This window comes from Mycobacterium sherrisii (assembly GCF_002102355.1).
GTDB classification, from domain to species: Bacteria; Actinomycetota; Actinomycetes; order Mycobacteriales; family Mycobacteriaceae; genus Mycobacterium; species Mycobacterium sherrisii.
The window spans coordinates 57,948-80,253 of sequence record NZ_LQPT01000072.1 but is presented as its reverse complement, the minus strand read 5'-3'; the positions used below and the strand labels follow the sequence as shown (position 1 = coordinate 80,253).

Annotated in this window: 22 protein-coding genes; 9 read left to right on the top strand and 13 right to left on the bottom strand. The window is 68.9% G+C overall.

The window, feature by feature from the left end:
• Positions 1-11: 11 nt before the first annotated feature.
• Positions 12-833, bottom strand: coding sequence for a DUF2867 domain-containing protein (locus AWC25_RS12440; protein ID WP_069400664.1), 822 nt, complete (start codon positions 831-833; stop codon positions 12-14).
• Between the two features lie 21 nt (positions 834-854).
• Between AWC25_RS12440 and AWC25_RS12435 the strand changes: the two genes are divergently transcribed.
• Entirely contained in the window at positions 855-1,463 is a 609-nt protein-coding gene (locus tag AWC25_RS12435) for a TetR/AcrR family transcriptional regulator (RefSeq protein ID WP_069400665.1), read from the top strand.
• Here the strand turns inward: AWC25_RS12435 and AWC25_RS12430 are convergent.
• The 3 genes from AWC25_RS12430 to AWC25_RS12420 are packed head-to-tail and all read right to left on the bottom strand — an operon-like array spanning position 1,437 to position 5,238.
• Positions 1,437-3,608: an AAA family ATPase gene (locus AWC25_RS12430; protein WP_069400666.1), complete on the bottom strand. Its 2,172-nt coding sequence runs from the start codon at positions 3,606-3,608 to the stop codon at positions 1,437-1,439. The two genes, AWC25_RS12435 and AWC25_RS12430, sit on opposite strands and share 27 nt — an antisense overlap.
• Positions 3,605-4,498 (bottom strand): CDP-diacylglycerol--serine O-phosphatidyltransferase, encoded by an 894-nt coding sequence (gene pssA, locus AWC25_RS12425; protein ID WP_069400667.1) that lies wholly within the window; start codon positions 4,496-4,498, stop codon positions 3,605-3,607. The genes AWC25_RS12430 and pssA overlap by 4 nt, the downstream gene beginning before the upstream one ends.
• The gene (locus AWC25_RS12420; RefSeq protein ID WP_232327056.1) at positions 4,495-5,238 is read right to left on the bottom strand and encodes a phosphatidylserine decarboxylase; all 744 of its coding nucleotides are present in this window, start codon (positions 5,236-5,238) and stop codon (positions 4,495-4,497) included. The genes pssA and AWC25_RS12420 overlap by 4 nt, the downstream gene beginning before the upstream one ends.
• A 131-nt stretch (positions 5,239-5,369) precedes the next feature.
• Between AWC25_RS12420 and AWC25_RS12415 the strand changes: the two genes are divergently transcribed.
• On the top strand, positions 5,370-6,524 hold the full coding sequence (locus tag AWC25_RS12415; protein ID WP_069400739.1) for an MFS transporter: 1,155 nt from the start codon (positions 5,370-5,372) through the stop codon (positions 6,522-6,524).
• Here the strand turns inward: AWC25_RS12415 and moeA are convergent.
• Together moeA and AWC25_RS12405 are read right to left on the bottom strand one after the other, a co-directional pair.
• Complete coding sequence (moeA, locus tag AWC25_RS12410) at positions 6,521-7,735, bottom strand: molybdopterin molybdotransferase MoeA (RefSeq protein WP_069400668.1); 1,215 nt, start codon at positions 7,733-7,735, stop codon at positions 6,521-6,523. The genes AWC25_RS12415 and moeA overlap by 4 nt on opposite strands.
• Before the next feature lie 47 nt (positions 7,736-7,782).
• Positions 7,783-9,555 (bottom strand): CocE/NonD family hydrolase, encoded by a 1,773-nt coding sequence (locus AWC25_RS12405; RefSeq protein ID WP_085166863.1) that lies wholly within the window; start codon positions 9,553-9,555, stop codon positions 7,783-7,785.
• 86 nt (positions 9,556-9,641) lie between these two features.
• Between AWC25_RS12405 and AWC25_RS12400 the strand changes: the two genes are divergently transcribed.
• Positions 9,642-10,250, top strand: a complete 609-nt coding sequence (locus tag AWC25_RS12400) for a TetR/AcrR family transcriptional regulator (protein WP_069400741.1) — start codon at positions 9,642-9,644, stop codon at positions 10,248-10,250.
• Here AWC25_RS12400 and AWC25_RS12395 read toward each other — a convergent pair.
• The gene (locus AWC25_RS12395; protein ID WP_069400740.1) at positions 10,238-10,729 is read right to left on the bottom strand and encodes a cupin domain-containing protein; all 492 of its coding nucleotides are present in this window, start codon (positions 10,727-10,729) and stop codon (positions 10,238-10,240) included. The two genes, AWC25_RS12400 and AWC25_RS12395, sit on opposite strands and share 13 nt — an antisense overlap.
• A gap of 391 nt (positions 10,730-11,120) precedes the next feature.
• On the opposite strand from AWC25_RS12395, the gene AWC25_RS12390 reads away from it, so the two are divergent.
• Complete coding sequence (locus tag AWC25_RS12390; protein WP_069400670.1) at positions 11,121-11,810, top strand: alpha/beta hydrolase; 690 nt, start codon at positions 11,121-11,123, stop codon at positions 11,808-11,810.
• Positions 11,811-11,881: 71 nt separating this feature from the next.
• Positions 11,882-12,586, top strand: a complete 705-nt coding sequence (locus AWC25_RS12385; protein ID WP_069400671.1) for a M24 family metallopeptidase — start codon at positions 11,882-11,884, stop codon at positions 12,584-12,586.
• Between the two features lie 79 nt (positions 12,587-12,665).
• Here AWC25_RS12385 and AWC25_RS12380 read toward each other — a convergent pair whose 3' ends face one another.
• Positions 12,666-13,577, bottom strand: coding sequence for an SDR family NAD(P)-dependent oxidoreductase (locus tag AWC25_RS12380; protein ID WP_069400672.1), 912 nt, complete (start codon positions 13,575-13,577; stop codon positions 12,666-12,668).
• Positions 13,578-13,680: 103 nt separating this feature from the next.
• Here AWC25_RS12380 and AWC25_RS12375 point away from each other — a divergent pair, with 103 nt between their 5' ends.
• Positions 13,681-14,247: a TetR/AcrR family transcriptional regulator gene (locus tag AWC25_RS12375; protein WP_069400673.1), complete on the top strand. Its 567-nt coding sequence runs from the start codon at positions 13,681-13,683 to the stop codon at positions 14,245-14,247.
• Positions 14,248-14,537: 290 nt separating this feature from the next.
• The gene (gene groL, locus AWC25_RS12370) at positions 14,538-16,163 is read left to right on the top strand and encodes a chaperonin GroEL (protein ID WP_069400674.1); all 1,626 of its coding nucleotides are present in this window, start codon (positions 14,538-14,540) and stop codon (positions 16,161-16,163) included.
• A 257-nt stretch (positions 16,164-16,420) separates the two neighbouring features.
• On the opposite strand, the gene AWC25_RS12365 is transcribed toward groL, so the two are convergent.
• The 3 genes from AWC25_RS12365 to AWC25_RS12355 are packed head-to-tail and all read right to left on the bottom strand — an operon-like array spanning position 16,421 to position 19,579.
• Positions 16,421-16,816, bottom strand: coding sequence for a hypothetical protein (locus AWC25_RS12365; protein WP_069400675.1), 396 nt, complete (start codon positions 16,814-16,816; stop codon positions 16,421-16,423).
• Positions 16,817-16,847: 31 nt separating this feature from the next.
• Positions 16,848-17,795 (bottom strand): PPE family protein, encoded by a 948-nt coding sequence (locus tag AWC25_RS12360; RefSeq protein WP_085166862.1) that lies wholly within the window; start codon positions 17,793-17,795, stop codon positions 16,848-16,850.
• Between the two features lie 38 nt (positions 17,796-17,833).
• Positions 17,834-19,579, bottom strand: a complete 1,746-nt coding sequence (locus AWC25_RS12355) for an N-acyl-D-amino-acid deacylase family protein (protein ID WP_085166861.1) — start codon at positions 19,577-19,579, stop codon at positions 17,834-17,836.
• Positions 19,580-19,677: 98 nt separating this feature from the next.
• Between AWC25_RS12355 and AWC25_RS12350 the strand changes: the two genes are divergently transcribed.
• Together AWC25_RS12350 and AWC25_RS12345 are read left to right on the top strand one after the other, a co-directional pair.
• Positions 19,678-20,193 carry a mycothiol transferase gene (locus AWC25_RS12350; RefSeq protein WP_069400678.1) on the top strand — a complete coding sequence of 172 codons (516 nt, stop codon included), beginning with the start codon at positions 19,678-19,680 and terminating at the stop codon, positions 20,191-20,193.
• A gap of 9 nt (positions 20,194-20,202) precedes the next feature.
• Positions 20,203-21,048 carry a hypothetical protein gene (locus tag AWC25_RS12345; protein WP_085166860.1) on the top strand — a complete coding sequence of 282 codons (846 nt, stop codon included), beginning with the start codon at positions 20,203-20,205 and terminating at the stop codon, positions 21,046-21,048.
• Here AWC25_RS12345 and AWC25_RS12340 read toward each other — a convergent pair.
• On the bottom strand, positions 21,045-21,746 hold the full coding sequence (locus tag AWC25_RS12340) for an anti-sigma factor (protein ID WP_069400680.1): 702 nt from the start codon (positions 21,744-21,746) through the stop codon (positions 21,045-21,047). The genes AWC25_RS12345 and AWC25_RS12340 overlap by 4 nt on opposite strands.
• On the bottom strand, positions 21,743-22,306 hold the full coding sequence (locus tag AWC25_RS12335) for a sigma-70 family RNA polymerase sigma factor (protein WP_069400681.1): 564 nt from the start codon (positions 22,304-22,306) through the stop codon (positions 21,743-21,745). Before AWC25_RS12335 ends, AWC25_RS12340 begins: the two co-directional genes overlap by 4 nt.

Genomic DNA, 22,306 nt, shown 5'->3' with positions numbered 1-22,306 from the left:
CGGCGTCGGTCTCACCGTCGCGCTGCTGCCTCGCGCCGACCGCTAGCGGCGGCACGCTCGACCAGCCGTGCTGCAATGGCTCGATGCAGCGGACCGACGACGGCCCACACCGCGCGTGCGCCGCCGCGGCGGTAATGCACGCGAGTGGTCAGGGTGGCGCGCCGGTCGTCCTCGCGGCGCAACGTCAGCTCACCGCGCATCAACGGCCCGCTGGTCGCGAGCACGATCTCGTCGTGATCCGAACGCACGATCGGCCAACCGATGAGTTGTTCGGGGCAGGACTGCGGTGCCGGACGGAACCTCAGGATGTGCCGGTGAATCCAGAGCACGATGCCGCCGCCCGGCTGACCCTGCAGCGCGTCGCGGAACATCTGGTCGGCGGGGCGGACGTCGCCATACCGGATGGGGACCTCGAACACGTCGGTGTAGTCGGATGCGGCTTTACCGCTGTCCTGCCACTCGTCCAGTGCGGCTGCCGCAATGCGTTTCAGCGTCCATTGCACGGCGACTCGGTGTCCTCCGGTGCCGATGACCAGCGCGCGATAGATCTTGCCGTGGATTCCTGGGAATGCGGCCCAGGTGGCCGAGCGCACCCGGGTGCGGCCCGGTGCATCGGCATCCAACTCGAAGACCCACCGGTAGATCGCGAACGGGTGGCGGCCCTGCATTGCGAATCGCTCCGGTTGGCGTACCTCGTCGAGCACGAAACCGGTTGGCACGCTTGCCGGGTCGCGCGGGTCGCGGCACATCACCTGCAGCAGCGCCGACCACGTGTCGGCCCGAGTCGCGTGGATTGTTATGGCATACTCATCAATATAGGGTAATCGTTCCATATAGAAGGAATGTACTAGATCATGGCACCTCCGCGGAAGCATGAAACGGATGTGATCCTCGACGCGGCTCGAGCGCTGGTGCTCGAGGGCGGACCGCGCGCGGCCAGTGTCGCGGCGATCGCGAAATCCAGCGGGGCGCCCGCCGGCACGCTCTATCACCGCTTCGGCAACCGCGACGGCATTCTGAAGGCGGCGTGGCTGCGCGCGCTGGAACGTTTCCAGTCCCGGGCCATGGCGGCTTCGGCGGCCAGCACGGCCGATACCCCGGCCGACGCCGCGATCGCGATGGCAGTCGCCGCGATCAGCTTCGCGCGGGAACTTCCGCAGGACGCCCGGCTGCTGTTGACCATCCGCCCGGCCGACCTGCTCGACGAGGAGCCCGACGCGAGATTTCAGGAGACGGTGGCGACGATGAACGCGCCGCTACTCGAGCGGGTCGGTGACTTGGCCCGAAAGCTCTACGGCCGTAAAAGTTCCCGCAATGTCGATGCGGTCCTGCGTGCGGTCTCCGACCTGCCCTATGCCGTCGTGCGGCGCCACGCCCACGACGACGCGATGCCGTCGTGGCTGGAGGACGACGTCGCGGCGACGGTGCGGGCGATGCTAGAGAGCTTCGGCGAACGCCCGTAGCGAGTCCACCTGAACGGGGTCCAGCGACGGCCGCACCGCCGTACGGGCCGTCTCGAGGTCGGCCGCGGTCACGTCGGCGGCGTCGATCGACCGGCGCATCGCGGTCAACGCCGCCTCGCGCAGCAGGGCCACGCAGTCGGCCGCGCTGAAACCGTCGAGTTCGGCTGCGATGTCATCGAGATCGACATCGGCGCTCAGCGGTATGGATTTGGCTGCGGTGCGCAGGATCTCGCGCCGGGCGGCAGCATCGGGTGGTTCGACGAACACCCGGCGCTCCAACCGGCCGGGACGCAGCAGCGCGGGGTCGATCAAGTCGGGCCGGTTGGTGGCACCCAACACGACGACATCGCGCAACGGGTCGATGCCGTCGAGCTCGGTCAGCAGCGCGGCCACCACCCGGTCGGTGACGCCCGAGTCGAAACTCTGCCCACGCCGCGGCGCCAACGCATCGACCTCGTCGAGGAACACCAGCGACGGCGCCGAATCCCGTGCACGCCGAAACAACTCGCGCACCGCCTTCTCCGAGGCGCCCACCCACTTGTCCATCAGCTCCGAACCCTTGACCGCGTGCACGCTCAGCTGGCCGGTGCTGGCCAGTGCGCGGACCACGAACGTCTTGCCGCAGCCGGGTGGGCCGTACAGCAGAACGCCGCGCGGCGGATCGACTCCCAGGCGCGCGAAGGTGTCGGGGTGCTGCAACGGCCACAGCACCGCTTCGGTGAGAGCCTGCTTGGCCGCCACCATGTCCCCGACGTCCTCGAGGGTCACGTTGCCGACGGTCAGCTCCTCGCTGGCCGAACGGGACAGCGGCCGGATGACGCTGAGCGCACCGACCAGATCGTCCTGCTCCAGCCTGGGGGCCCGGCCGTCGGCGCTGGCCCGCGACGCCGCGCGCAACGCCGCCTCACGCACCAGCGCAGCGAGATCGGCCGCCACAAAACCTGGTGTGCGACTGCTGATTTCATCGATGTCCAACTCACCTGTCGGAACGGATCGCAGCAGCGTCTCGAGCAGCGCCTTGCGGGTCGCGCCATCGGGCAGCGTCAGGCCGAGTTCTCGGTCGCACAGATCGGGGGACCGCAGTCGCGGATCGACGTGGTCGGGCCGCGCGGACGTGGCGATCAGCGCCACGCCGTCGGTGGCCACCGCATTGCGCAACTCGGCGAGGATCAGCGCCGCCACCGGCTCGGCGGTGTCCGGCAAGAGCGCGTCGACGTCGGTGATCAGCAGCACGCCGCCGCCCTGCGATCCGACACCGCGCACCGCGGTCACCGCGGCGGTCACCGCCTTGAGTCGGTCCTCGGCCGCCAGCGCACCCACCTCCGGGCCGTCAAGCTCGACCAGCCGGCGTCCCGCGCACACCGCGCGCACCATCGTCGTCTTGCCGACCCCAGCCGGACCCGAAACCAACACACCCAAATTCGTGGTCGCGCCAAGGGTTTTCAGCAGATGCGGTTCGTCGAGGGCCAGCTTGAGCCATTCGCTGAGCTTGCCGGCTGGCACCTGCGAGCCCCGCAGATCGTCGACCTGGATCGCCGGATTGGCGATGCCGACCCGCTGCGCCCGGGCCGGCGCCACCCCGTCGCCCCACGTGACCAAAGAGTTGGGTTGCACGCTCACCGGTCCGTCGGGATCGACACCGGTGACCGTGAGCAGTTCCGAGGTCCAACTAATCCCGACCGACGCGGCCAGCACCCGGGCGGCGGACGACGTCGACGTGCCCGGGCCCAGGTCGCGGGGCAGCAGCGACACCGCGTCACCCACCGTCATCACCTTGCCGAGTAGCGCGTGCCGCAGTGTCGCCGGGCTGATCGACTGCGTGGCAAGCGTGGAGCCGCTCAGCGTCACCGATCGCGCGCCGTACACGGTGACCGCGCCGACAATCACCGCCGTGCCCTCGCGCAGCCCCGCGTTGGACAGCGTCACGTCGTCGAGTAGCACGGTAGTGACCGGAATGTCCCGGTCGGCCAGCCCGGCGACCGCGGCCGTGCTGCGCGAACCCGTCAGGGATACCGCATCCCACTCCCGAATGCCAAGAGCCGCAAGGGCGTTCGGATGCATCCTGATGACACCGCGGCGCGAGTCGACGGCCGAGGTGTTCAGCCGGGCGGTCAGCGTCAGCTGTCCGGGCCGCGCGGCGGTCATGGCAATCGCCCACCCGGCTTACGCAGTCCCAGCCGCGCCACCGACCGCCCGCCGGGTCGGCCGAGGCGAACGATCGGCCGGCGGTTCGGCTGCGCCCGCCGATTGGCACGCCGCACGGCGCGGCGCTGTTCGGGTTTTTCGTCCCACACCTCGGGATGTGCGGCCAGCCAGCGCTGGTTGCGCACCGCAAAGGGGACGTGGCACAGGTAGGCGATGATGATCACCCAGATTAAGACGTAGGGGGCCAGCACCGCCGCCGCCGCGCAAATCGCGAGCAGCGCCAGCAGCGGGGCAGCCCAGTTGGGCGGCACCGCGGCCGCGTGCATCTTGCGCATCGGGATCTTGCTGATCATCAGGATCGAGGTCCCCGCGATCCAGATGCACAGGAACAGCGGCCTGGACCACCAGCCGTCGCCGAACTGCAGCTTGAGCCCGATCAGCCCGATCATCGACACCGCCCCGGCCGGCGCCGGCATCCCGACGAAGAACTCGCGTGCGTAGGCGGGCTGCGTGCCGTCGTCCTGCAGCGCGTTGAACCGCGCCAGCCGCAACACCACGCACACGGCATACAGCAGCACCGCGACCCACCCCACCGGCGAGGTCGACAGCAGCGTCACGTAGAGCACGATCGCCGGCGTCACCCCGAAGTTCACCGCGTCGGCCAGCGAGTCGATCTCCTCGCCCAGCCGCGACTGCGCATCCAAGATGCGGGCGACCCGGCCGTCCAGCCCGTCCAGGATGGCCGCGGCGGCGATCAATGCCATCGCCGCCTTGGGTTGGTGCTCGAGCGCGAACTTGATCGAGGTCAAACCCGCGCAGATCGACAGCACGGTCATCGCGCTGGGCAGGATCTGCAGATTGACCGCGCGGCCGCGGATTCTGTTGGTCACCGCAGCTCCGCCAATACGGTCTCGCCCGCCACCGCACGCTGGCCGGCGCTGACGGCCGGGCTGGCCCCCGCCGGCAGGTAGGTATCGAGCCGGGAGCCGAACCGGATCAGGCCGTAGGTGTCGCCGATCGACAGCTTGTCCCCGGCCCGCGCGTTGCACACGATCCGGCGCGCGACCAGCCCGGCGATTTGGACGGCGACCACCTCGGCGCCGCTTTCGGTGCGGATTCGCACGCTGGTGCGCTCGTTCTCGTCGCTGGCCGAGGGCAGGTCGGCCGACCCGAAACGGCCCGCCCGGTGCTGTACGGCGACCACCTCGCCGCTCACCGGGGCGCGCTGCACGTGGGCGTCGAAGATCGACAGGAAGATGCTGACCCGGGGCAGCGGCGCGTCACCCATGCCCAGCTCCGCCGGCGGAGCTGCCGAGTCGACGAGGCAGACCAGGCCGTCGGCGGGTGCGACCACGACATCGGGCCGGGCGGGCGGGACCCGCGGCGGGTGCCGGAAAAACGCGGCACACGCGCCCGCAGCCAGCAGCCCGGCGCGCCGCGGCCACCGATGGTGGCGACCCAGCACGGCCAGCACCAGTCCGGCCGAGACGAACGGCAAACCCGCCGGATGCACCGGCGGAACGGTCTCGCGCAGCAACTCGAGAATGTGCCGCGGACTTACAGTCGGGCCCTGATAGGACTGGCCGTAGGACTGGCCGTCGTCAGCGGAAGGACGGGGGCGTCGTGCCACCCGCGTCATCTTACGGAGTGTCGGGGGCGTGCTGGTTCGTCCCGGGCCACTGCGGGAAAGATTTACTCACACGACCTAGGGGGCCATCGATTTCGACGCACTCGCAAACCCGCGCCAGCTCGGCGGCGCGGCTGCGGCGCGCGAAAATCACCGTCACCGTCGTGTTCGCGGCGCATGCGGTGCTCGCCGCGTCCTGGGTCGCTTACATCCCGCTCGTCAAGGCCAAGCTCGACTTGTCCGACGCGGCGCTGGGTTCGGCGCTGTTCGGCACACCGTTCGGGTCGGTCGCGGCGATGATCTGCTGTCGGTGGGCGTTAGCGCGGTGGGGCAGCCGGCGCTGCGTGCCCGTCACTCTGGTCGGTTACGCCGCTGCCGGCACGACGATCGGGTTGGCCACCTCCGGACTGTCACTGTTCGTGGCGCTCGCGGTGTGGGGCGCTTTCCAGGGTGCGCTCGACGTCGCGATGAATACACAGGCCGCGACCGTCGAACGGCTGGCCGCGGCGCCGATCATGGCGCGCTTCCACGGCATGTGGAGCGTCGGCGGGTTGCTGGGAGCCGGCGCGGGGGCGGCCTGCGTCACCGTCGGCGTCGGCCTTACCCCGCTGCTCGTCGCCGCGGCGGTGGTCGTGCTCCTCGCGGTGGCACCGTTCATCCGCCACCTGGTCGCCGACCGGGCGGACGACACCGCCCCCGCAGAGCACACCGCCCCGCGTTCGGTGTGGTCGACGGGCGTGGCCGTGCCGGCCGCGGTGGCGTTCGCGTCGTTCTTGACCGAAGGTGCCGCGGCCGATTGGTCGGCGAACTTCTCCCGCAATGTCGTCGGCACCGGCGCGGGCACCGCCGCACTGAGCTACGCCGGATACAGCCTGCTGATGGTGGTCACCCGGCTGGGGGCGACCCGGCTGCAGGCCCGCGTTGCCGCCCGCCGTCTGCTGCCCGCGTTGGCCGTGGGCGCGGCGATCGCGATGAGCGCCACGCTGCCGCTGGCCACCCCGGCCGTCACGGTGATCGGCTTCGCCTGCCTGGGCGCGGGCGTGGCGCTGCTGGTGCCCACCGCGTTCAGCGCCGCCTACTCGGTCGGCAACGGCGGCCCGGCGATCGCCGTCGTCGCCGCCAGCGGCTGGCTGGGTTACCTGCTGGGGCCGCCGCTGATCGGTCACCTGGCCGAATGGTTCGGGCTGTCCGGCGCCTTGGTGACGATCCCGGTCATGGTCACCGTCGCCGCGGTCGCGATCCGCCGCAGCAACGCGTTCGATGCCGCGGACGAATTTCACCGGGCTTAAGTCAGGTCCCAGACCTGCAGTTCGGTCCCGGCCTGCACTTCCACCACGTCCTCGGGGATGTCCAGCAATCCGTTCGCCGACGCCAACCACCGCAGGTGATGGGAGGCCGGGGGGCCGTAGCTGACCACACTGCCGGTCTCGGCGTCGAGGATCGCGCGGCGGAACTGGCGCTTGCCGCGCGGCGAGGTGAGCGATTCGGCCAGCACGGCGGGCCGGTGCGGGCGGTACGGGTCCGGCAGACCCATCGCCGTGCGCAGCGCCGGACGGATGAACACCTCGAAGGACACCAGCGCGCTGACCGGGTTACCGGGCAGGGTCACGATGGTCGTGCCGGCCACCCGCCCGACCCCCTGCGGCATGCCCGGTTGCATTGCCACCTTGACGAACTCGACCCCTTCACCGCCCTGCACGCCGTCCGGCCCGAACGCGTCCTTGACGACCTCGTAGGCCCCGGCGCTGACGCCGCCGCTGGTGATGATCAGGTCGGCATCCGCCGCATGCCGATCCAGGATCGAACCGAACTGCGTGACGTCGTCCTCGGCGGTGGCGACGGCGATCACCTCCGCGCCCGCCTCTCGCACGGCCCCCGCCAGCATCACCGAGTTGGATTCGTAAATCTGACCGGGCTGCAGCGGCGTGCCGGGTGTCACCAGCTCGCTGCCGGTCGAGATCACCAGCACCCGCTGCCGCGGAATCACCGGCAGCTCAGCCAATCCCAGGGCCGCGGCCAGGCCCAGCACCGCCGGCGTCACGACCTGGCCGCGGCGCAGCACTGTAGTCCCGGCGGCCACGTCTTCGCCGGCCCGCCGGATGTGCTTGCCGGGCGGTGCGCTTTGCTGGATCGTCACCGAATGCAGGCCGCCGTCGGTGTTCTCCACGGGCACGATCCCCGTCGCACCGGCCGGCACCGGCGCGCCCGTCATGATGCGGTGCGCGGTCGCGGGCTGCAGTGTCAATTGATCGGTGCGTCCGGCCGGAATGTCTTCGGCCACCGGCAGCACCACCGGGTGCTGCGGTGTGGCGTCCGCGGTGTCCTCGGCGCGCACCGCATAACCGTCCATGGCGGAGTTGTCGAAGACCGGCAGCGACATCGGGGCCACCACATCGGCGGCCAGCACCAGCCCCTGCGCCGCCGCCAGCGGCGCCGTGGTGGCCGCACGGGCCGTGATCATTGCCGCTACGACGTGCTGATGCTCCTCGACTGACCGCACCGGGCCATTATCTGCCCTGTCGGATTCGACGCTGACACCGGTGAGTTCTAGCTGGGCGGCGAGATCTCGGACAGCACTGGCAGCAGCAGCCGCGATGAGGATCGCACGGTGTTGACTGTGCTGGTGCCGACGGGCGCGTGACGGAAGTCCATGATCGCCGGGACTTCGGGATTTTGGTCGTCGCTGCTCAGCGTCACCCGGATGCGGTGTCCGCGGCGGAACCGGCGTGCGTTGGGGATCAACGGGATTCGGTACACGACGTCTTCGCCGATCGGAACGCCGACCGCAGTCCGGCACGGCAGCACCGGGGCGCCTGGACGGCTGGCGTTCTCGTCGACCTCGCGCAGGGTGGCCCGCAGCCACCCACTGGTGAGGTGCTCGACCAGCGAGCCGTCTTCGGCGATATCGGACACGGTCACGAGCCACCCGGTGTCCAGCGCCGTCGTCGCGGCGGCCAATCGGAGTTCGATGTCGCCGGCCACGTCCAAGTCGTCGTCCAGCGGTGTGGTGGTCCAGGTCAGCAGCGAAGGGGGATCGATCTCGCTGGGCCGCGCGCGGTTGAGTCCTACTCCCAGGGCCCAGTATTCGCGGCTGCCGGGCTCGCCCTCGGCGGTCGCGAGGCCTCCGTCGGCGCGCAGGGCGAACTCCACATGTGAGCTGTTCGGCGGCGGCCACGAGTCCACCGCCTGCCACTCGTCGGCTTCGGGCAAGAAGTAGCGAAACGCTGGACCTTCGAGGATTCCCGTGTCGTGCCCCTTGAGCCAATGGTCGTACCAGGCCAGCGCCTCGACGTGCATGCTTTCCCATGGCCAGGTCAGGCCGTACTTGCCCAGCATTGCGACCCGCACACATGGACTCTTGGTCAGGTTGCGCAGCGTCGAAAACGTCGACGGTAGATGAAGTGGGGCGTTCTCCCAATCGCAGCCCACATAGACTGGTATGTCGATGTTTTCGAGCAGCGGCGTCAGGTCGCGTTCGTCCCACCAGGCATCCCGTACCGGATGTTTGACCACGCCGTTCTGCCAGAGCTCGTCCCACGGACGCGGCGGATGGGGAAGTTTCATCAGCAGGTCGAGCACCCCCTTGGCCGATTCGCCGTTCATCGTGGCGAACCTGCGGTGGATGGGGGGCAGGTTCAGCAACCGCCGCGCGATGGCGAACGGTGCGCTGAGGTAGAACCGGTCGCTCTTCGGTGCCGTCAGGCCGAGCATCGACAGAAACGAACTGACGAATTTCGTACTGGGCAGGCCGTGGTGCGTCGCGGCTTCGTAGAGATCACTGGTGACGGCGAACGGGAAGATGGCCTTCAAATGTGGGGGCCGTTCGACGGCGGCCTCGAGCTGAGTCATGGCGAAGTAGCTGATGCCGAGCATGCCGAGATTGCCGTCGCACCAAGGCTGTTCGGCGACCCACTCGATGAGGTCGTGCATGTCGCGGCGTTCTTGGCCGTCGAAGAAAGCGAAAGTCCCGCCGGAGCCGCCGGTGCCACGCAGGTTCACGATGAGGTGGACGTAACCGCGTGGCACCCAGAAGTCGGTGGCCCCCGCCTCGATGAAGCCGGCAGGCGCGCCGAGGTCTTGTATCTGCCGGGCGTAGGGCGAGGCGGCCACCAGTGCCGGGAACGCGCCGTCGGCATCCGGTCGGTAGATGTCGGCGACCAACTCGATCCCGTCGCGCATCGGAATTTTGATGTTGACGTCCTTGCGAATGCGGTACCGGGGCTGGCTCAGGTTGCGGAAATCGCGGCCCGACGTCTGCGGCCCGTTCAGCCGACGCTGGCCCGGCTCGAGTCCGGCGACACGCTTCGAAGTGGTGCTCATGGGCTCTCCAAAAGTTTCATACTGCGTTGAGATGGTCTCACGGTACGTTGAGACAAGTTTCAACGCAAGAGGAAATTCACGTTATGATGAAACTCGTGCCCAAGAAATCCTTGACCCCCGGCCCACGGGATGAACGCGGGGTGCTGGCGGCCCGGATCGTTGCCGCGGCCCGCGACGAGTTCGCCCGTCACGGGTGGGCCGGAACCACCATCCGCGCCGTCGCGCGGGCGGCCGACGTCGACCCCGCGCTGGTCTACCACTATTTCGGCTCAAAGGAAGGGTTGCTGGACGCCGCGACCAATCCGCCGAAAAAGTTTCTGGATAACGTCGCCACGACGTGGACCACGCCGACCGATCAGCTCGGCGCCGCGCTGATCACGCTGCTGTTGGCCAGCTGGGCCGACGACGAGGTAGGGCCGACACTGCGGGCGATCCTGCAGACCGCCGCGCACGAACCGGCCACCCGCGAGAAGTTGCGCCGCGTCGTCGAGGGCAGCCTGATGGGCGTCGCGGAGCTCGGCAACGACGAACGCGACCGGCTGATCCGCAGCGGGCTGATCTCGTCGCAGATGATGGGCTTCGCGCTGATGCGCTACGTATGGAAGATCGAGCCGGTCGCCTCGATGACCGACGACGAGGTGATCGCCGCGATCGCGCCCAACCTGCAGCGCTACGTCAGCGGTCAGATCCAGTAATTGTCGTGCCGGATGAACCACTCGCGCCGTTCGTCGTCGGTCATGTCCGCCAGCGCGCCGAGGCCCTCGAAGTAGGCCTCGCGCGGTGCGCCGGGCGCGAACAGCATCAGGATCGACGTGGGCTCGTCGGCCTCGTTGCGGAACCCGTGGATGCCGCCCGGCGGGACGTAGAGGAAGTCGCCCTGGTGTCCGTCCGCCCACTCGGTGCCGTCGTAGAGCTTGATCGTCCCGGACAGCACGAAGAAGGCCTCCGACATGGCCCGGTGGAAATGCGCCGGGGGCCCGCCGCCGGCCGGGACGATGTCGACCCGGTACAGGCCGTAGTCGCCGTCGGTGGCCTGCTGGTTGGCCAGGTAGTGGTATTTGACTCCGGCGGTCTGGTAGTCCGGCGGGGAGTCGGCCCGTTTGAGCCAGGCGCTGATCTCCGGTACGTCGGCGGTGTAGCGGGGCGGCGGATACGGCGGCACGACGAGCGACATGAGTGCAGTGTGCCCCGCCGCGCCGACCGTTACGCGTCCGTGCCGACCGCCCGCGTCCGGCCGGTCGATGATCGCCCGGTGCACGCCGCGAGCCCTCCGCTGCTTTGTCGGCGCGTGCTCGATTTGACCTCGATTTGACAACGCAGACAATTTCGCGACTTTTCGCAAAAGCAGTGGCCTTTTGGCATTTGGCGGCGGCATACACTGCGGTGTCGGCGCGCTGCGGCCCCGGTTGACGGGCAGATTTCTGTCGATCGACTCCCGTCGGCGTTCGGACTCAGCGAACTGAAAGACGCGACGGACTGCGGGACCGATCCCGCGGGCTGGCGCGGGGGACTGGGCTCCCTGGCCTGTGCAGCTGCGGCCCCTACACGGGGTTAGGGGAGCCGAGATGTCCTACGGTCAGCTCACCATCGTGCTCGTGCACGGTGCGTGGCACGGAAGCTGGGCGTGGGAGATCGTGGCCCCCCGATTGGCGAAGCGCTGGCCGGTCCGCACCGTCGACCTCCCCACCACCGGGGAACGTCCGGGCGCGTTCGGTCTCTACGACGACGCCGAGGTCGTCCGCCGATGCATCTTGGACATCGGCGGCCCGGTTGTCGTGGTCGCGCATTCCTATGCGGGTGCCGTCGTCTCGCAAGGTGCCGACCTGCCCAATGTGCGACACCTGGTGTACGTCTGCGCATTCCAGCTCGATGCCGGTGAATCGCTGATCGCGGCGGCCGGCGGACGGCCACCGCCGTGGTGGGTGATCGACGGCGATGTGATGACCGTCGACGACCCGGGGCTGCAGTTCTTCAACGACCTTTGTCCCGAGCAAGCCCAGCGGGCGATCGCCCGGCTTCGGCCGTTCAGCTACAAGGCCGTCACGGAACCCCTGACCGCGGCCGCGTGGCACACCATCCCCTCGACCTACATCGTGTGCGACAACGACGTGGCGTTCTCGACCGGGCAGGAATTCCTGGCCGGGCGCGCGACCCGCATTCGGCGAGTGCCATCTGGGCATTCGCCGTTCTTCTCTGTGCCACACCAATTGAGCGACCTCATCGAGGAGGCGGTCATCGACGGCGGGACGCCGTGAAACCGCTTGCGGCGCAAGGGTCATCACGAGGAAGTCGCTCGTTTTGCGGGACACCGGTTAGCATCACGTAGATGGAAGCCCCACACGAGGTGCGCGAAGGCGTGCGCGTGCAGCGGCTGCTCGATGCCCAGGAGAAGGCGGCGCAACTGTTCGACGAGATCGAGCGGCGCGCCATGATTCGCCCCGGCGTCGGGGAAAAGCAGCTCTCCGACGAGATTCGCGACCTGGCCGCGGCGATGTTCGGCGTGACTCGGCACTGGCATCGGCGCATCGTGCGCGCCGGCGAGAACACCCTGCAGCCGTTCAAAGAACATCCGCCGGACCGGGTGATTGCCGCCGACGACATCGCGTTCCTCGATCTCGGACCGATCTTCGAGGAGTGGGAGGCCGACTTCGGCCGCACCTTCGTGCTGGGCGCCGACCCGGCCAAACACGCGGTGCGCGAAGCACTTCCGCGGGTGTGGCAGGCCGGGCGGGATTACTTCGACGAGCACCCGGACGTCACCGGCGCCGAACTGTACGACCACGTGGTCGGCGCGGCCCAAGCCGAGGGCTTCGAGTGGGCTAGCCCCATCGCCGGCCATCTGGTCGGTGAATTCCCGCACCGGAAGATCGTCGGCGACGGCGTCGGCTGGTACATCGCGCCCGGCTCGAACCGGCCGCTGCGGCGTGACGACGGCGCCGGGCGGCCATGCCACTGGATCTTGGAGATCCACCTGGTCGACCGCCCGCGCGGCTTCGGTGGGTTCTACGAGCAACTGCTCGATCTGGCTTAGCGTCGATCGCAAGCCCGCCGCTTGCGGCGGGTGCGGCGGGTCGGCGCCATCTGGTCGAGCGTCGACCGCAAGCCCGGCGCTAGTCGAACGGGTACGTCACCCCGGTGAGCTCCTCGGAGACCGCCCACAACCGACGCTGCGCGTCGACGTCGTGTGACTTCTCGCTGGACGCAACAACTTTGGGGTAGCCGCGTTGCTCGGCGAAACCGTCGGGGCCGTAGTACTGCGCGCCCAGCACGCCGGGATCGGTCGCGGCCCGCAGCGTCGGCAACGCGCCCATGTCCGGGCTCTGGAACAACGGTTCGAGTACCGAGGAAACGAGCCTCAACAGTGGCGGCAGGTTGCGGGTCAACTCGCTGCGCGAGCCGCCAGGATGGGCCGCCACCGCGATCGTCGTCCCCTGCGGCGCCAGCCGTCGTTGCAACTCGTAGGTGAACATCAGGTTGGCCAGCTTGGCCTGCCCGTAGGCGCCGACACGGCTGTAGCTGCGTTCCCATTGCAGGTCGTCGAAGTGAATGTCGGCCTGAAGGCGGTGACCGACGCTGCTGACGGTCACGACGCGCGACCCCGCGACCGGCAGCAGTCGGTCCAGCAGTAGCCCGGTGAGGGCGAAGTGACCCAAATGGTTGGTGCCGAATTGCAGCTCGAAGCCGTCTTTGGTGGTCGCTTTCGGCGTCCACATCACGCCCGCGTTGTTGATCAGCAGGTCGATCCGGTCGTGCGCGGCGCGCAACGCCTCGGCGGCCGCCCGGACCGACGCGAGCGACGTCAGGTCGAGCTCTTGCAGCGCGACGTCGGCGCCGGGGCTCTGGCGGCTGATCCGTGCGACGGCATCCTTGCCTTTCTCGAGGTTGCGGACCGCGAGCACCACGTGGGCGCCCCGCTCGGCCAGCGCCAAGGCGGTCTCGTAACCCAGGCCCGTGTTGGCTCCGGTGACGACGGCGACGCGGCCGGACAGGTCGGGAATGTCCGCGGTGGTCCATTTGGCCATGAACGGCCTCCTTGAACTAGTAGAGTAAACGGGGCGATCGCTCCGGTTGCCCTCACTATACGGAACGCGCGCCCCGGTTTGTCAACCACGGAGGAGTGAATAGATGGCGCAGCCCGACCGTCGGCTGCGGGCCGACGCGGCGCGCAACCGGGCGCGCCTATTGGAAGTCGCCTACGACACCTTCGCGGCCGAGGGGTTGTCGGTGCCCATCGACGAGATCGCAAGGCGCGCCGGGGTCGGGGCCGGCACCGTCTATCGGCATTTCCCGACCAAGGAGGCGCTGTTTCAGGCGGTGATCGAGGACCGCATGCAGCGACTGGTCGCTGACGGGCGCGCGCTGCTGCAGTCCGTAGGCCCCGGCGAGGCGCTGTTCACCTACCTGCGTTCGCTCGTGTTGCAGTGGGGGGCGGCGGACCGCGGCCTGGTCGATGCGCTGGCGGGCTTCGGAATCGACATCACCACCGCCGCGCCCGAAGTCGAGGACGCCTTTTTGACCGTCCTTGACGAGCTGCTGCGGGCGGCGCAGCGCACGGGCACCGCGCGCCCGGATGTCGGCGTGCGGGAGGTGAAGACGATCCTGGTCGGCTGCCAAGCAATGGAGGCCTATAACTCTGCGTTGGCCGAGCGGGTCACCGACGTCGTCGTCGACGGTCTACGCGCCGGGCGATAGCGGCCGGCCCGCTCGAACGTGCGGCTAGCTTCACGCTCGTCGCCGAACGTGCGGCCAGCTTCACGCTCGTCGCCGAACGTGGGCGGCGGGCGCCCCGGTACGGACCGCCCCGTTCTTGCACTCGGCATAGGCGAGTGCTAAGAATGACGTTGGCACTCGCGATGGGCGAGTGCTAGGTCGGGACGGTGAGACCAGTCCGGTCGTCCGTCGCGGGCACTGCGCCCGGCCAGCGTAAGTAACGGGGTCGCCCTGGTGACCCGTCATCCCCAATCCGGAGGAATCACTTCGCAATGGCCAAGACAATTGCGTACGACGAAGAGGCCCGTCGCGGCCTCGAGCGGGGCTTGAACAGCCTCGCCGACGCGGTAAAGGTGACGTTGGGTCCCAAGGGCCGCAACGTCGTGCTGGAGAAGAAGTGGGGCGCTCCCACGATCACCAACGATGGTGTGTCCATCGCCAAGGAGATCGAGCTGGAGGACCCCTACGAGAAGATCGGCGCCGAGCTGGTCAAGGAAGTCGCCAAGAAGACCGACGACGTCGCCGGTGACGGCACCACCACGGCCACCGTGCTCGCTCAGGCGCTCGTCAAGGAGGGCCTGCGCAACGTGGCCGCCGGCGCCAACCCGCTGGGCCTCAAGCGCGGCATCGAGAAGGCCGTCGAAAAGGTCACCGAGACGCTGCTGAAGTCGGCCAAGGACGTCGAGACCAAGGACCAAATCGCTGCCACCGCCGCGATTTCCGCGGGTGACCAGTCGATCGGTGACCTGATCGCCGAGGCGATGGACAAGGTCGGCAACGAGGGCGTCATCACCGTCGAGGAGTCCAACACCTTCGGCCTGCAGCTGGAGCTCACCGAGGGTATGCGCTTTGACAAGGGCTACATCTCGGGCTACTTCGTCACCGACGCCGAGCGTCAGGAAGCGGTCCTGGAGGACCCGTTCATCCTGCTGGTCAGCTCCAAGGTGTCGACGGTCAAGGACCTGCTGCCGCTGCTGGAGAAGGTCATCCAGGCCGGCAAGCCGCTGCTGATCATCGCCGAGGACGTCGAGGGTGAGGCGCTGTCCACCCTGGTCGTCAACAAGATCCGCGGCACCTTCAAGTCGGTGGCCGTCAAGGCTCCCGGCTTCGGTGACCGCCGCAAGGCGATGCTGCAGGACATGGCCATCCTCACCGGTGGTCAGGTCATCAGCGAAGAGGTCGGCCTGACCCTGGAGAACGCCGACATCTCGCTGCTCGGCAAGGCCCGCAAGGTCGTCATCACCAAGGACGAGACCACCATCGTCGAGGGCGCCGGCGACACCGACGCCATCGCCGGCCGGGTGGCGCAGATCCGCGCCGAGATCGAGAACAGCGACTCCGACTACGACCGCGAGAAGCTGCAGGAGCGCCTGGCCAAGCTGGCCGGCGGTGTTGCGGTGATCAAGGCCGGGGCTGCCACCGAGGTGGAGCTCAAGGAGCGCAAGCACCGCATCGAGGACGCGGTCCGCAACGCCAAGGCGGCCGTCGAGGAGGGCATCGTCGCCGGTGGTGGTGTGGCCCTGCTGCAGGCGGCTCCCGCCCTGGACGACCTCGGTCTGAAGGGCGACGAGGCCACCGGCGCGAACATCGTCCGGGTGGCGCTGTCGGCTCCGCTGAAGCAGATCGCCTTCAACTCCGGGCTGGAGCCCGGCGTTGTCGCCGAGAAGGTCACCAACTCGCCCGCCGGCACCGGCCTGAACGCCGCCACCGGTGAGTACGAGGACCTGCTGAAGGCCGGCGTTGCCGACCCGGTCAAGGTCACCCGTTCAGCGCTGCAGAACGCGGCGTCCATCGCGGGCCTGTTCCTGACCACCGAGGCCGTCGTTGCCGACAAGCCGGAGAAGGCGGCCGCTCCCGCGGGCGACCCGACCGGCGGCATGGGTGGCATGGACTTCTGAGTCCTTTAGCGAAAAGCCCGGCCTGCGTCATGCAGGCCGGGCTTTTTCGTGTCGACGCCACGCCGAGTGTGCGGGAATAGGTACGTCCATACCCCGTTAAGTGCACAGGCCACACGGTCGGCGCGTACGCCCCGCGAATATGCCGCCATGAAGCCGCTTCTCGGCAGCGAGGCGCTGCGGCCTGGCGTCGTCACCCGAGGTCAACCGCGCACGCGGTACCGGTCGGTGTTTGGCGACGCGTACCGCACTCCGGTGATTCAGGTCGGGAGACTGAACACCACGCAGTCGTGCAGACATCCCTTGGCCGCGGACGGCGAGTCGGCATTGCGATGCAACAGGGCCCGGGTCGGCACCACCTGCAGCCGGACCGTCTCGCCGTCGGCTTCACCGACTTCGGCCTGGCCGTCCACGATCAGCGAGTAGCCGTCCGGTTCGGCCGGCGGCCACAGCAGGGTGACTTCACCACGGCGAGCCAGGTTTTCGCGGGTGCGGCCGCCGATCAGTCCGATGTCGAGCGACGACCCGTGCAGCTGCGGTTCCACCGTCACGGTGTGCACGCGGTAGTCGTCGTCAGCGGTAATCAAGTACGCGAACCGGAAATCCGGTAAGGCGGCGGCCAGCCGCTCGAGGTCCACCCTCTTCTTCGTGCGCATGCTGTCGAGGATAGGCCGTCGCCGGGCGGCATCAGGTGGGCAAACCCGCCTCGCCGTCGACCGGCGCGACGCCGAAGGCGGCGTTGGCCAGCGCCGGGTTGAGCAGGCCCGGCTGGGTGGCGCCCGGGTTGAAGCCGGTGCCCGCGGTGGCCGAGTTGAGCAGGCCCGCCTGCAGATTGGTCGCGCTCACCCCGCCCGTGACGTAGTGGCCGGAGCCCAGCATGGCCGCGTCGGGACCGCCGTGGCTCACCGCGTTGCCGACCTCCGCGAGACCGGTGCCGGAACTGTCCCAGTGCAGGAGTCCTCCCGTCTGACCGTCCGCCAGCCACGACCCGGCATGGCCGCCGGTGTGGTCCAGGCCGGCCCCCGCGCTCAGGTGCTGCGCCAGATTGCCGGTTCCGGCGTGCGGCGCGAAGCTGAGGTCGCCGTTGTGGAACTGCACACCGAGGTTCTGCAGCACGTTCTGCCAAGGTGCCAGCTGTTCGGCGGCCGCCGACGCGTCGGCGTGATACCCGGACATCGCGGCCACATCGGTCGCCCACATCTGCTCGTAGGCCGACTCGATGTCCATGATCGTCGGCGCGTTTTGGCCCAGATGGTTCGTCGAGGCCAACGCGCGCACCAAGGCCCGATTTGCCGATACCACCGCCGGCTGCACCGTCGCCGACAGCGCCGTCTCGAAGGCGCCCGCGATGGCCGACGCCTGGCTGGACGTCGCCTCGGCCTGAGCCGCTGCCGCCCTGAGCCAGCTCACGTACTGGGTCGCGACGGCCAGCATCGCCGCCGCCGACGGGCCATGCCAGGCGCCGTTGGCCAAGTCCGTGGCCACAGAGAGAAACGACGACGCGGACGAGGACAGGTTCTCGGCGAGCCCGTCCCACGCCTCCGCCGCAGCATGCAGCGGCGCCGATCCAGGACCGGCGTAGAGGAGAGCCGAATTGATCTCTGGCGGCAAACACGCATAATGCGGGCTCGTCACTGCAATAACTTAACCGGGACGGTCCTGTCTTCGTGGCGTTATGGGGTGGGCGCGGGCGCACTTCGCCGGCCGCGCACCAGCTTCCCGGGACGGGCGTCGGTGGGTTTCCCGTCCTCGGCGATGACTTCACCGGACACGATCGTGGCCACATACCCGTCGGCGGTCTGGTCCAGCCGGCGCCCGCCGGCGGGCAGGTCGTAGGTGATCACCGGCTTGTGCACCCGCAATCGGCCGTGGTCAATCACGTTGAGGTCGGCCTTGTACCCGACGGCGACGCGGCCACGGTCGGCCAACCCGGCGATCTGGGCCGGGACCGACGTCAGCTCGCGGATGGCCTCGGGCACCGAGAAGCGGCCGGACGCCCGATCGCGGGCCCAGTGTGACAGAAAGAACGTCGAATAGCTGGCGTCACAGATCATTCCGTAGTGCGCCCCGCCGTCACCGAGACCGAGCACGACGTCGTCGCGGTGCAGCAGTTCCCCCACGGTGTCGAGCGAGTTGCGTTCCATGTTGCTCGTCGCCACCAGCAGCATGGCCCGGCCGTCGTCGTCGAGCAGCCGGTCGTACGCCTCTTCCATCGGGTCCACCCCGCGCGCCCTGGCCCGGGCCCCAATGCTGTCGGCGGGATCCGGTTCGTAGTTGGGGTTATCGCCCAGCGGGAAGATCCAGTCCCACATCTGCGCGACGTAGAGGATCGGATGCCCCTCGCCCGGCTTGTCGGCCAGGATGCGGGCGCGGACTTCGGGTTTGCGCATCGCGGCCACCCGCTCGGCGAGCGGCAGATGCGCGATCTGTTGATAGCTGGGGTAGAGCACGAACGGGTTGGCGGTGAGCTGGAGCCCGATGATCAACCCGATCGGGCGCGGCAGCAGCTGCGCGGTAAAGCGGACGGCGCCCGCGTTTTGGTTGGCCTTCTCGACCATGGTGATCGCGTCGGGCCAAGTGGGGTCGCCGGCGTTGGCGACGACGAGGGTAAAGGTGACCGGCAGCCCGACCTCTTCGGCGACGTCGAACACCGTCTGCAGCACAGGCTGGTAACCGCCGGCCGGGATGTCGGGCACGAATTGCAGCAGCCCACCGCCGCCGTCGACGACGCCCTTGGCGATCTCCGCGATCTCTTCCCGCGCGGCATCGTAACTCGGTATGGGAGAACCACTTTCGGTCTTGTGAATCGTCAGCCGCGACGACGCGAATCCCAGCGCGCCTACTTCAATCGCCTCCTTGGCCAGCGCCCGCATCTTCGCGAGGTCCTCGGCGGTGGCCGGCTCCCGATCGGCGCCACGCTGACCCATCACGTAGACCCGCAGCGGAGAGTGCGGCAGGTAGGCGGCCACGTCGATGTCCCGCTTGCCCGCCTCGAGCGCGTCGAGGTACTCCGGAAAGGTTTCCCAGCTCCACGGCAGGCCGTCGGTCATCACCACGCCGGGAATGTCCTCGACGCCGGCCATCACGTCGACGAGCACGTCGTGGTCTTCCTGGCGGCACGGCGCGAATCCGACGCCGCAGTTGCCCATTACGACCGTGGTCACCCCGTGCGCGGAGGACGGTGTCAAACGGTCCGACCAGATGGACTGCCCGTCGTAATGCGTGTGCAGGTCCACGAAACCGGGCGTGACCAACAGGCCGGTGGCGTCGATCTCACGCTCCGCGGAGGCGCCACCGATGGTGTTGGCCGATCCGACGGCCGTGATGACACCGCCGGTCACCCCGACGTCGCCGACGAACGGCTCACCCCCGAGCCCGTCGACGATGGTGCCGTTGCGGATGAGGAGGTCATAGGTCATCTAATCAATCTACGACCGCGCCCGTGCTGATGCCACGACCGGTTCACCGAGACCGACGGGGCCGACACGTGTCGTCCCGGCCTCGTAGTGTCGGGGGTATGTCAGATACCGACGCCGCCACCCGCGAGTTGCTCCGTGACGCCTTCACCCGCCTGATCGAACACGTCGACGAACTCACCGATGGACTCAGCGACGAGGTGTCCACCTACCGCCCGACGCCCGACGCCAACACCATCGCCTGGCTGATCTGGCACAGCGCTCGGGTGCAGGACATCCAGCTGGCCGACATTGCCGATGTCGAGGAGGTCTGGACCCGCGACGGGTGGGTCGACCGCTTCGGCCTGGACCTGCCGCGGCGCGACACCGGTTATGGGCACAGCGGCGCGGACGTCGCGAAGGTGCGCGCGCCGGCCGACCTGTTGGCGGGCTACTACCACGCGGTGCACAAGTTCACCTGCGAGTACGTCGCGACGGTGACTGCGGCGGAGCTGGCTCGCGTCGTCGACACCAACTGGGACCCGCCGGTCACCGCTAGCGCCCGGATAGTCAGCATCATCGACGATTGCGCCCAGCACCTCGGGCAGGCGGCCTACCTGCGGGGCATCGCGCCGTAGGTTGGCGGGGTGCGATTCCTCGCGACGTCGCTACTGTGGCTCATCACCACGTTGGCGTTGGCGGTCGCGGTTCCGGCGGTATGGGCGCAACGAACCCTGGTCGACGAGGACGGCTACGCGGTGCTGGCGCAGCGGGCGGCCACCGATCCCGCGCTGCAGTCCGCGATGGCCGGCGAACTCACCGCCCGGGCGAGGACGCTGATCGCCGAGCACGGCGGCGGACGCTATCCAGTCGATAGCACCCAAATACAGGATGCCGCAGCCACTTTCACGGCCGGGCCCGCGTTTCCGCCGCTGTTCGCGACGGCGAACCGAACCGCGCACCGCTGGTTGTTCGACCGCGCAGGTTCGGCAGACTCCTGGGCCATCGACGTGGCTCCGATGCTCAATGACGGTGCGTTCGAACAGATACTGAGCGAACACGACGTCGATGTGCCCGCCACACTGACGGTCCCGCTGACCGCATCGGTGCCGCATTCGGTGCGGCAGGGCGCATTGCACCGGGTCGCCCGGTGGGGTCCCTGGGCGAGCCTGGGGTCGGCCGTGCTGTGCGGGGCGTGCGCCCTGCTGACGCTGCTGGCGGCCCGGCGCCGCGGCAAGGCGCTGAGCAGCCTGGGTGTCTCGGCGCTGCTCGTAGGCGCGACCGGGTGGGCGGGCACCGAGGTCGGTGTCGGCTACCTCAACGCGGCGCTAAATCGCAGCACGGGCGATGTTCGCCAGATCGCCGACGTGATGGTGCACCACGCGGAAACCGCTCTGCGCCAATGGCTCAACATGACGCTGGCCGCCGGTGCGGCGCTGGTGATACTCGGAGTTGTGCTTGCCGTGCTGGGCGGCCTCGTGAAGAAGGCCTAGCTCAACGGCAGGGTGGCCAGAATCGGCGTGGTCGGTTGCGGGGACCCGGCGCCCGGTTCGAGGGTGAACGCCAGCGCCGTCGACTTGCCGAGATCGGTCAGCGTCTCCGTGGTCGACGGCAACACCGCCGCGTTGCCCATCGTGCCGGCCGATGTGGGGCCCTTGGCGTCGATCAACCACAGCTGATACACGGTGCCCGGGGACGGCGGCGCCACGTTGTTCAGCACCAGCACACCGGCGTTGCGGTCACGGGAGAACACCACCGTGGCCGTGCCGTTGGCCAGCGGGCGTGACACGGTCTGCACATCCGGAGCTCCGATCACTTGCTCGGCGACCGAGGGCGGCGACGCCGGCCGCAGCACAGCCTGGATCCCCACCGCCGTCAGCGCTGCGACGATCGCAGCGGCGACCGACACCACTACCGTTGTGCGCCAAGTCCTTTGCCGTGTCGGCTGGGTGGCCGCGGCCCGCGCGAGCACGGCCGCCCGCAGATGCGCGGGCGGTTCCACGCTGGTCGCGGCCGAGACGACGGCCATCGTTTCCCGGACCGCGCGGACCTCGTCGATGAAGGCGGCCGCGACCGGTGCCGGCGCGGCTGCGACCTGCCGGTCGATGTCGGCGCGCTCCGCATCGGAGACGGCGTGCAGCGCATACGGTGCGGCCAGCTCCAGCAGCTCGAAGTCGTTGGGAGCGGTCATGCCACGTCCAAGCAGTTACGCAGTCCGCGCAGCGCGTCACGGATGCGGGATTTGATCGTCGATAGGTTGGCCGCCAACCGTTGCGATACCTCGACGTAGGTCAGGCCGCCGTAGTAGGCCAGCTCGATGCACTGGCGTTGCGTGTCGGTCAACGAACCCAGGCAGTCGGCGACGCGGCGACGCTCGTCACCCGCGATCGCCGAGTCGGCGACCACGTCGCTGGCGGTATCCACGTTGGCCGCGCCGTAGCGGGATTCCCGGCGGCTGCCCGCTTGCTCGGCGCGCACCCGGTCGATGGCCCGGCGGTGCGCCATGGTCAGCAGCCACGACAGCGCGGAGCCTCGGGCGGGGTCGAACTCCGACGCCGAGCGCCACACCTCGAGGTAGATCTCCTGGGTGGTTTCCTCGCTGTAGCCGGCGTCGCGCAGCACGCGGATCACCAGCCCAAACACCCGGCTCTTGGTGAGGTCGTAGACCGCGGCGAATGCCTCGGTGTCTCCGCGCGCTACCTGTCGCAGCAACACATCCAGGTCGCTGCTCAGTTGCGGCAATCCGGTCAT

Excerpts from the sequence above, each read along its gene's own strand:
- AWC25_RS12405 (WP_085166863.1), bottom strand. The coding sequence starts at position 9,555 with ATGAGCACCACTTCGAAGCGTGTCGCCGGACTCGAGCCGGGCCAGCGT.
- AWC25_RS12365 (WP_069400675.1), bottom strand. The coding sequence starts at position 16,816 with ATGCGCACGAAGAAGAGGGTGGACCTCGAGCGGCTGGCCGCCGCCTTA.
- groL (WP_069400674.1), top strand. The coding sequence starts at position 14,538 with ATGGCCAAGACAATTGCGTACGACGAAGAGGCCCGTCGCGGCCTCGAG.
- AWC25_RS12355 (WP_085166861.1), bottom strand. The coding sequence starts at position 19,579 with ATGACCTATGACCTCCTCATCCGCAACGGCACCATCGTCGACGGGCTC.
- AWC25_RS12430 (WP_069400666.1), bottom strand. The coding sequence starts at position 3,608 with ATGACCGCCGCGCGGCCCGGACAGCTGACGCTGACCGCCCGGCTGAAC.
- AWC25_RS12390 (WP_069400670.1), top strand. The coding sequence starts at position 11,121 with ATGTCCTACGGTCAGCTCACCATCGTGCTCGTGCACGGTGCGTGGCAC.
- AWC25_RS12335 (WP_069400681.1), bottom strand. The coding sequence starts at position 22,306 with ATGACCGGATTGCCGCAACTGAGCAGCGACCTGGATGTGTTGCTGCGA.
- AWC25_RS12375 (WP_069400673.1), top strand. The coding sequence starts at position 13,681 with ATGGCGCAGCCCGACCGTCGGCTGCGGGCCGACGCGGCGCGCAACCGG.
- AWC25_RS12340 (WP_069400680.1), bottom strand. The coding sequence starts at position 21,746 with ATGACCGCTCCCAACGACTTCGAGCTGCTGGAGCTGGCCGCACCGTAT.
- AWC25_RS12395 (WP_069400740.1), bottom strand. The coding sequence starts at position 10,729 with ATGTCGCTCGTCGTGCCGCCGTATCCGCCGCCCCGCTACACCGCCGAC.
- AWC25_RS12435 (WP_069400665.1), top strand. The coding sequence starts at position 855 with ATGGCACCTCCGCGGAAGCATGAAACGGATGTGATCCTCGACGCGGCT.
- AWC25_RS12385 (WP_069400671.1), top strand. The coding sequence starts at position 11,882 with ATGGAAGCCCCACACGAGGTGCGCGAAGGCGTGCGCGTGCAGCGGCTG.
- AWC25_RS12400 (WP_069400741.1), top strand. The coding sequence starts at position 9,642 with ATGAAACTCGTGCCCAAGAAATCCTTGACCCCCGGCCCACGGGATGAA.
- AWC25_RS12380 (WP_069400672.1), bottom strand. The coding sequence starts at position 13,577 with ATGGCCAAATGGACCACCGCGGACATTCCCGACCTGTCCGGCCGCGTC.
- AWC25_RS12440 (WP_069400664.1), bottom strand. The coding sequence starts at position 833 with ATGGAACGATTACCCTATATTGATGAGTATGCCATAACAATCCACGCG.
- AWC25_RS12350 (WP_069400678.1), top strand. The coding sequence starts at position 19,678 with ATGTCAGATACCGACGCCGCCACCCGCGAGTTGCTCCGTGACGCCTTC.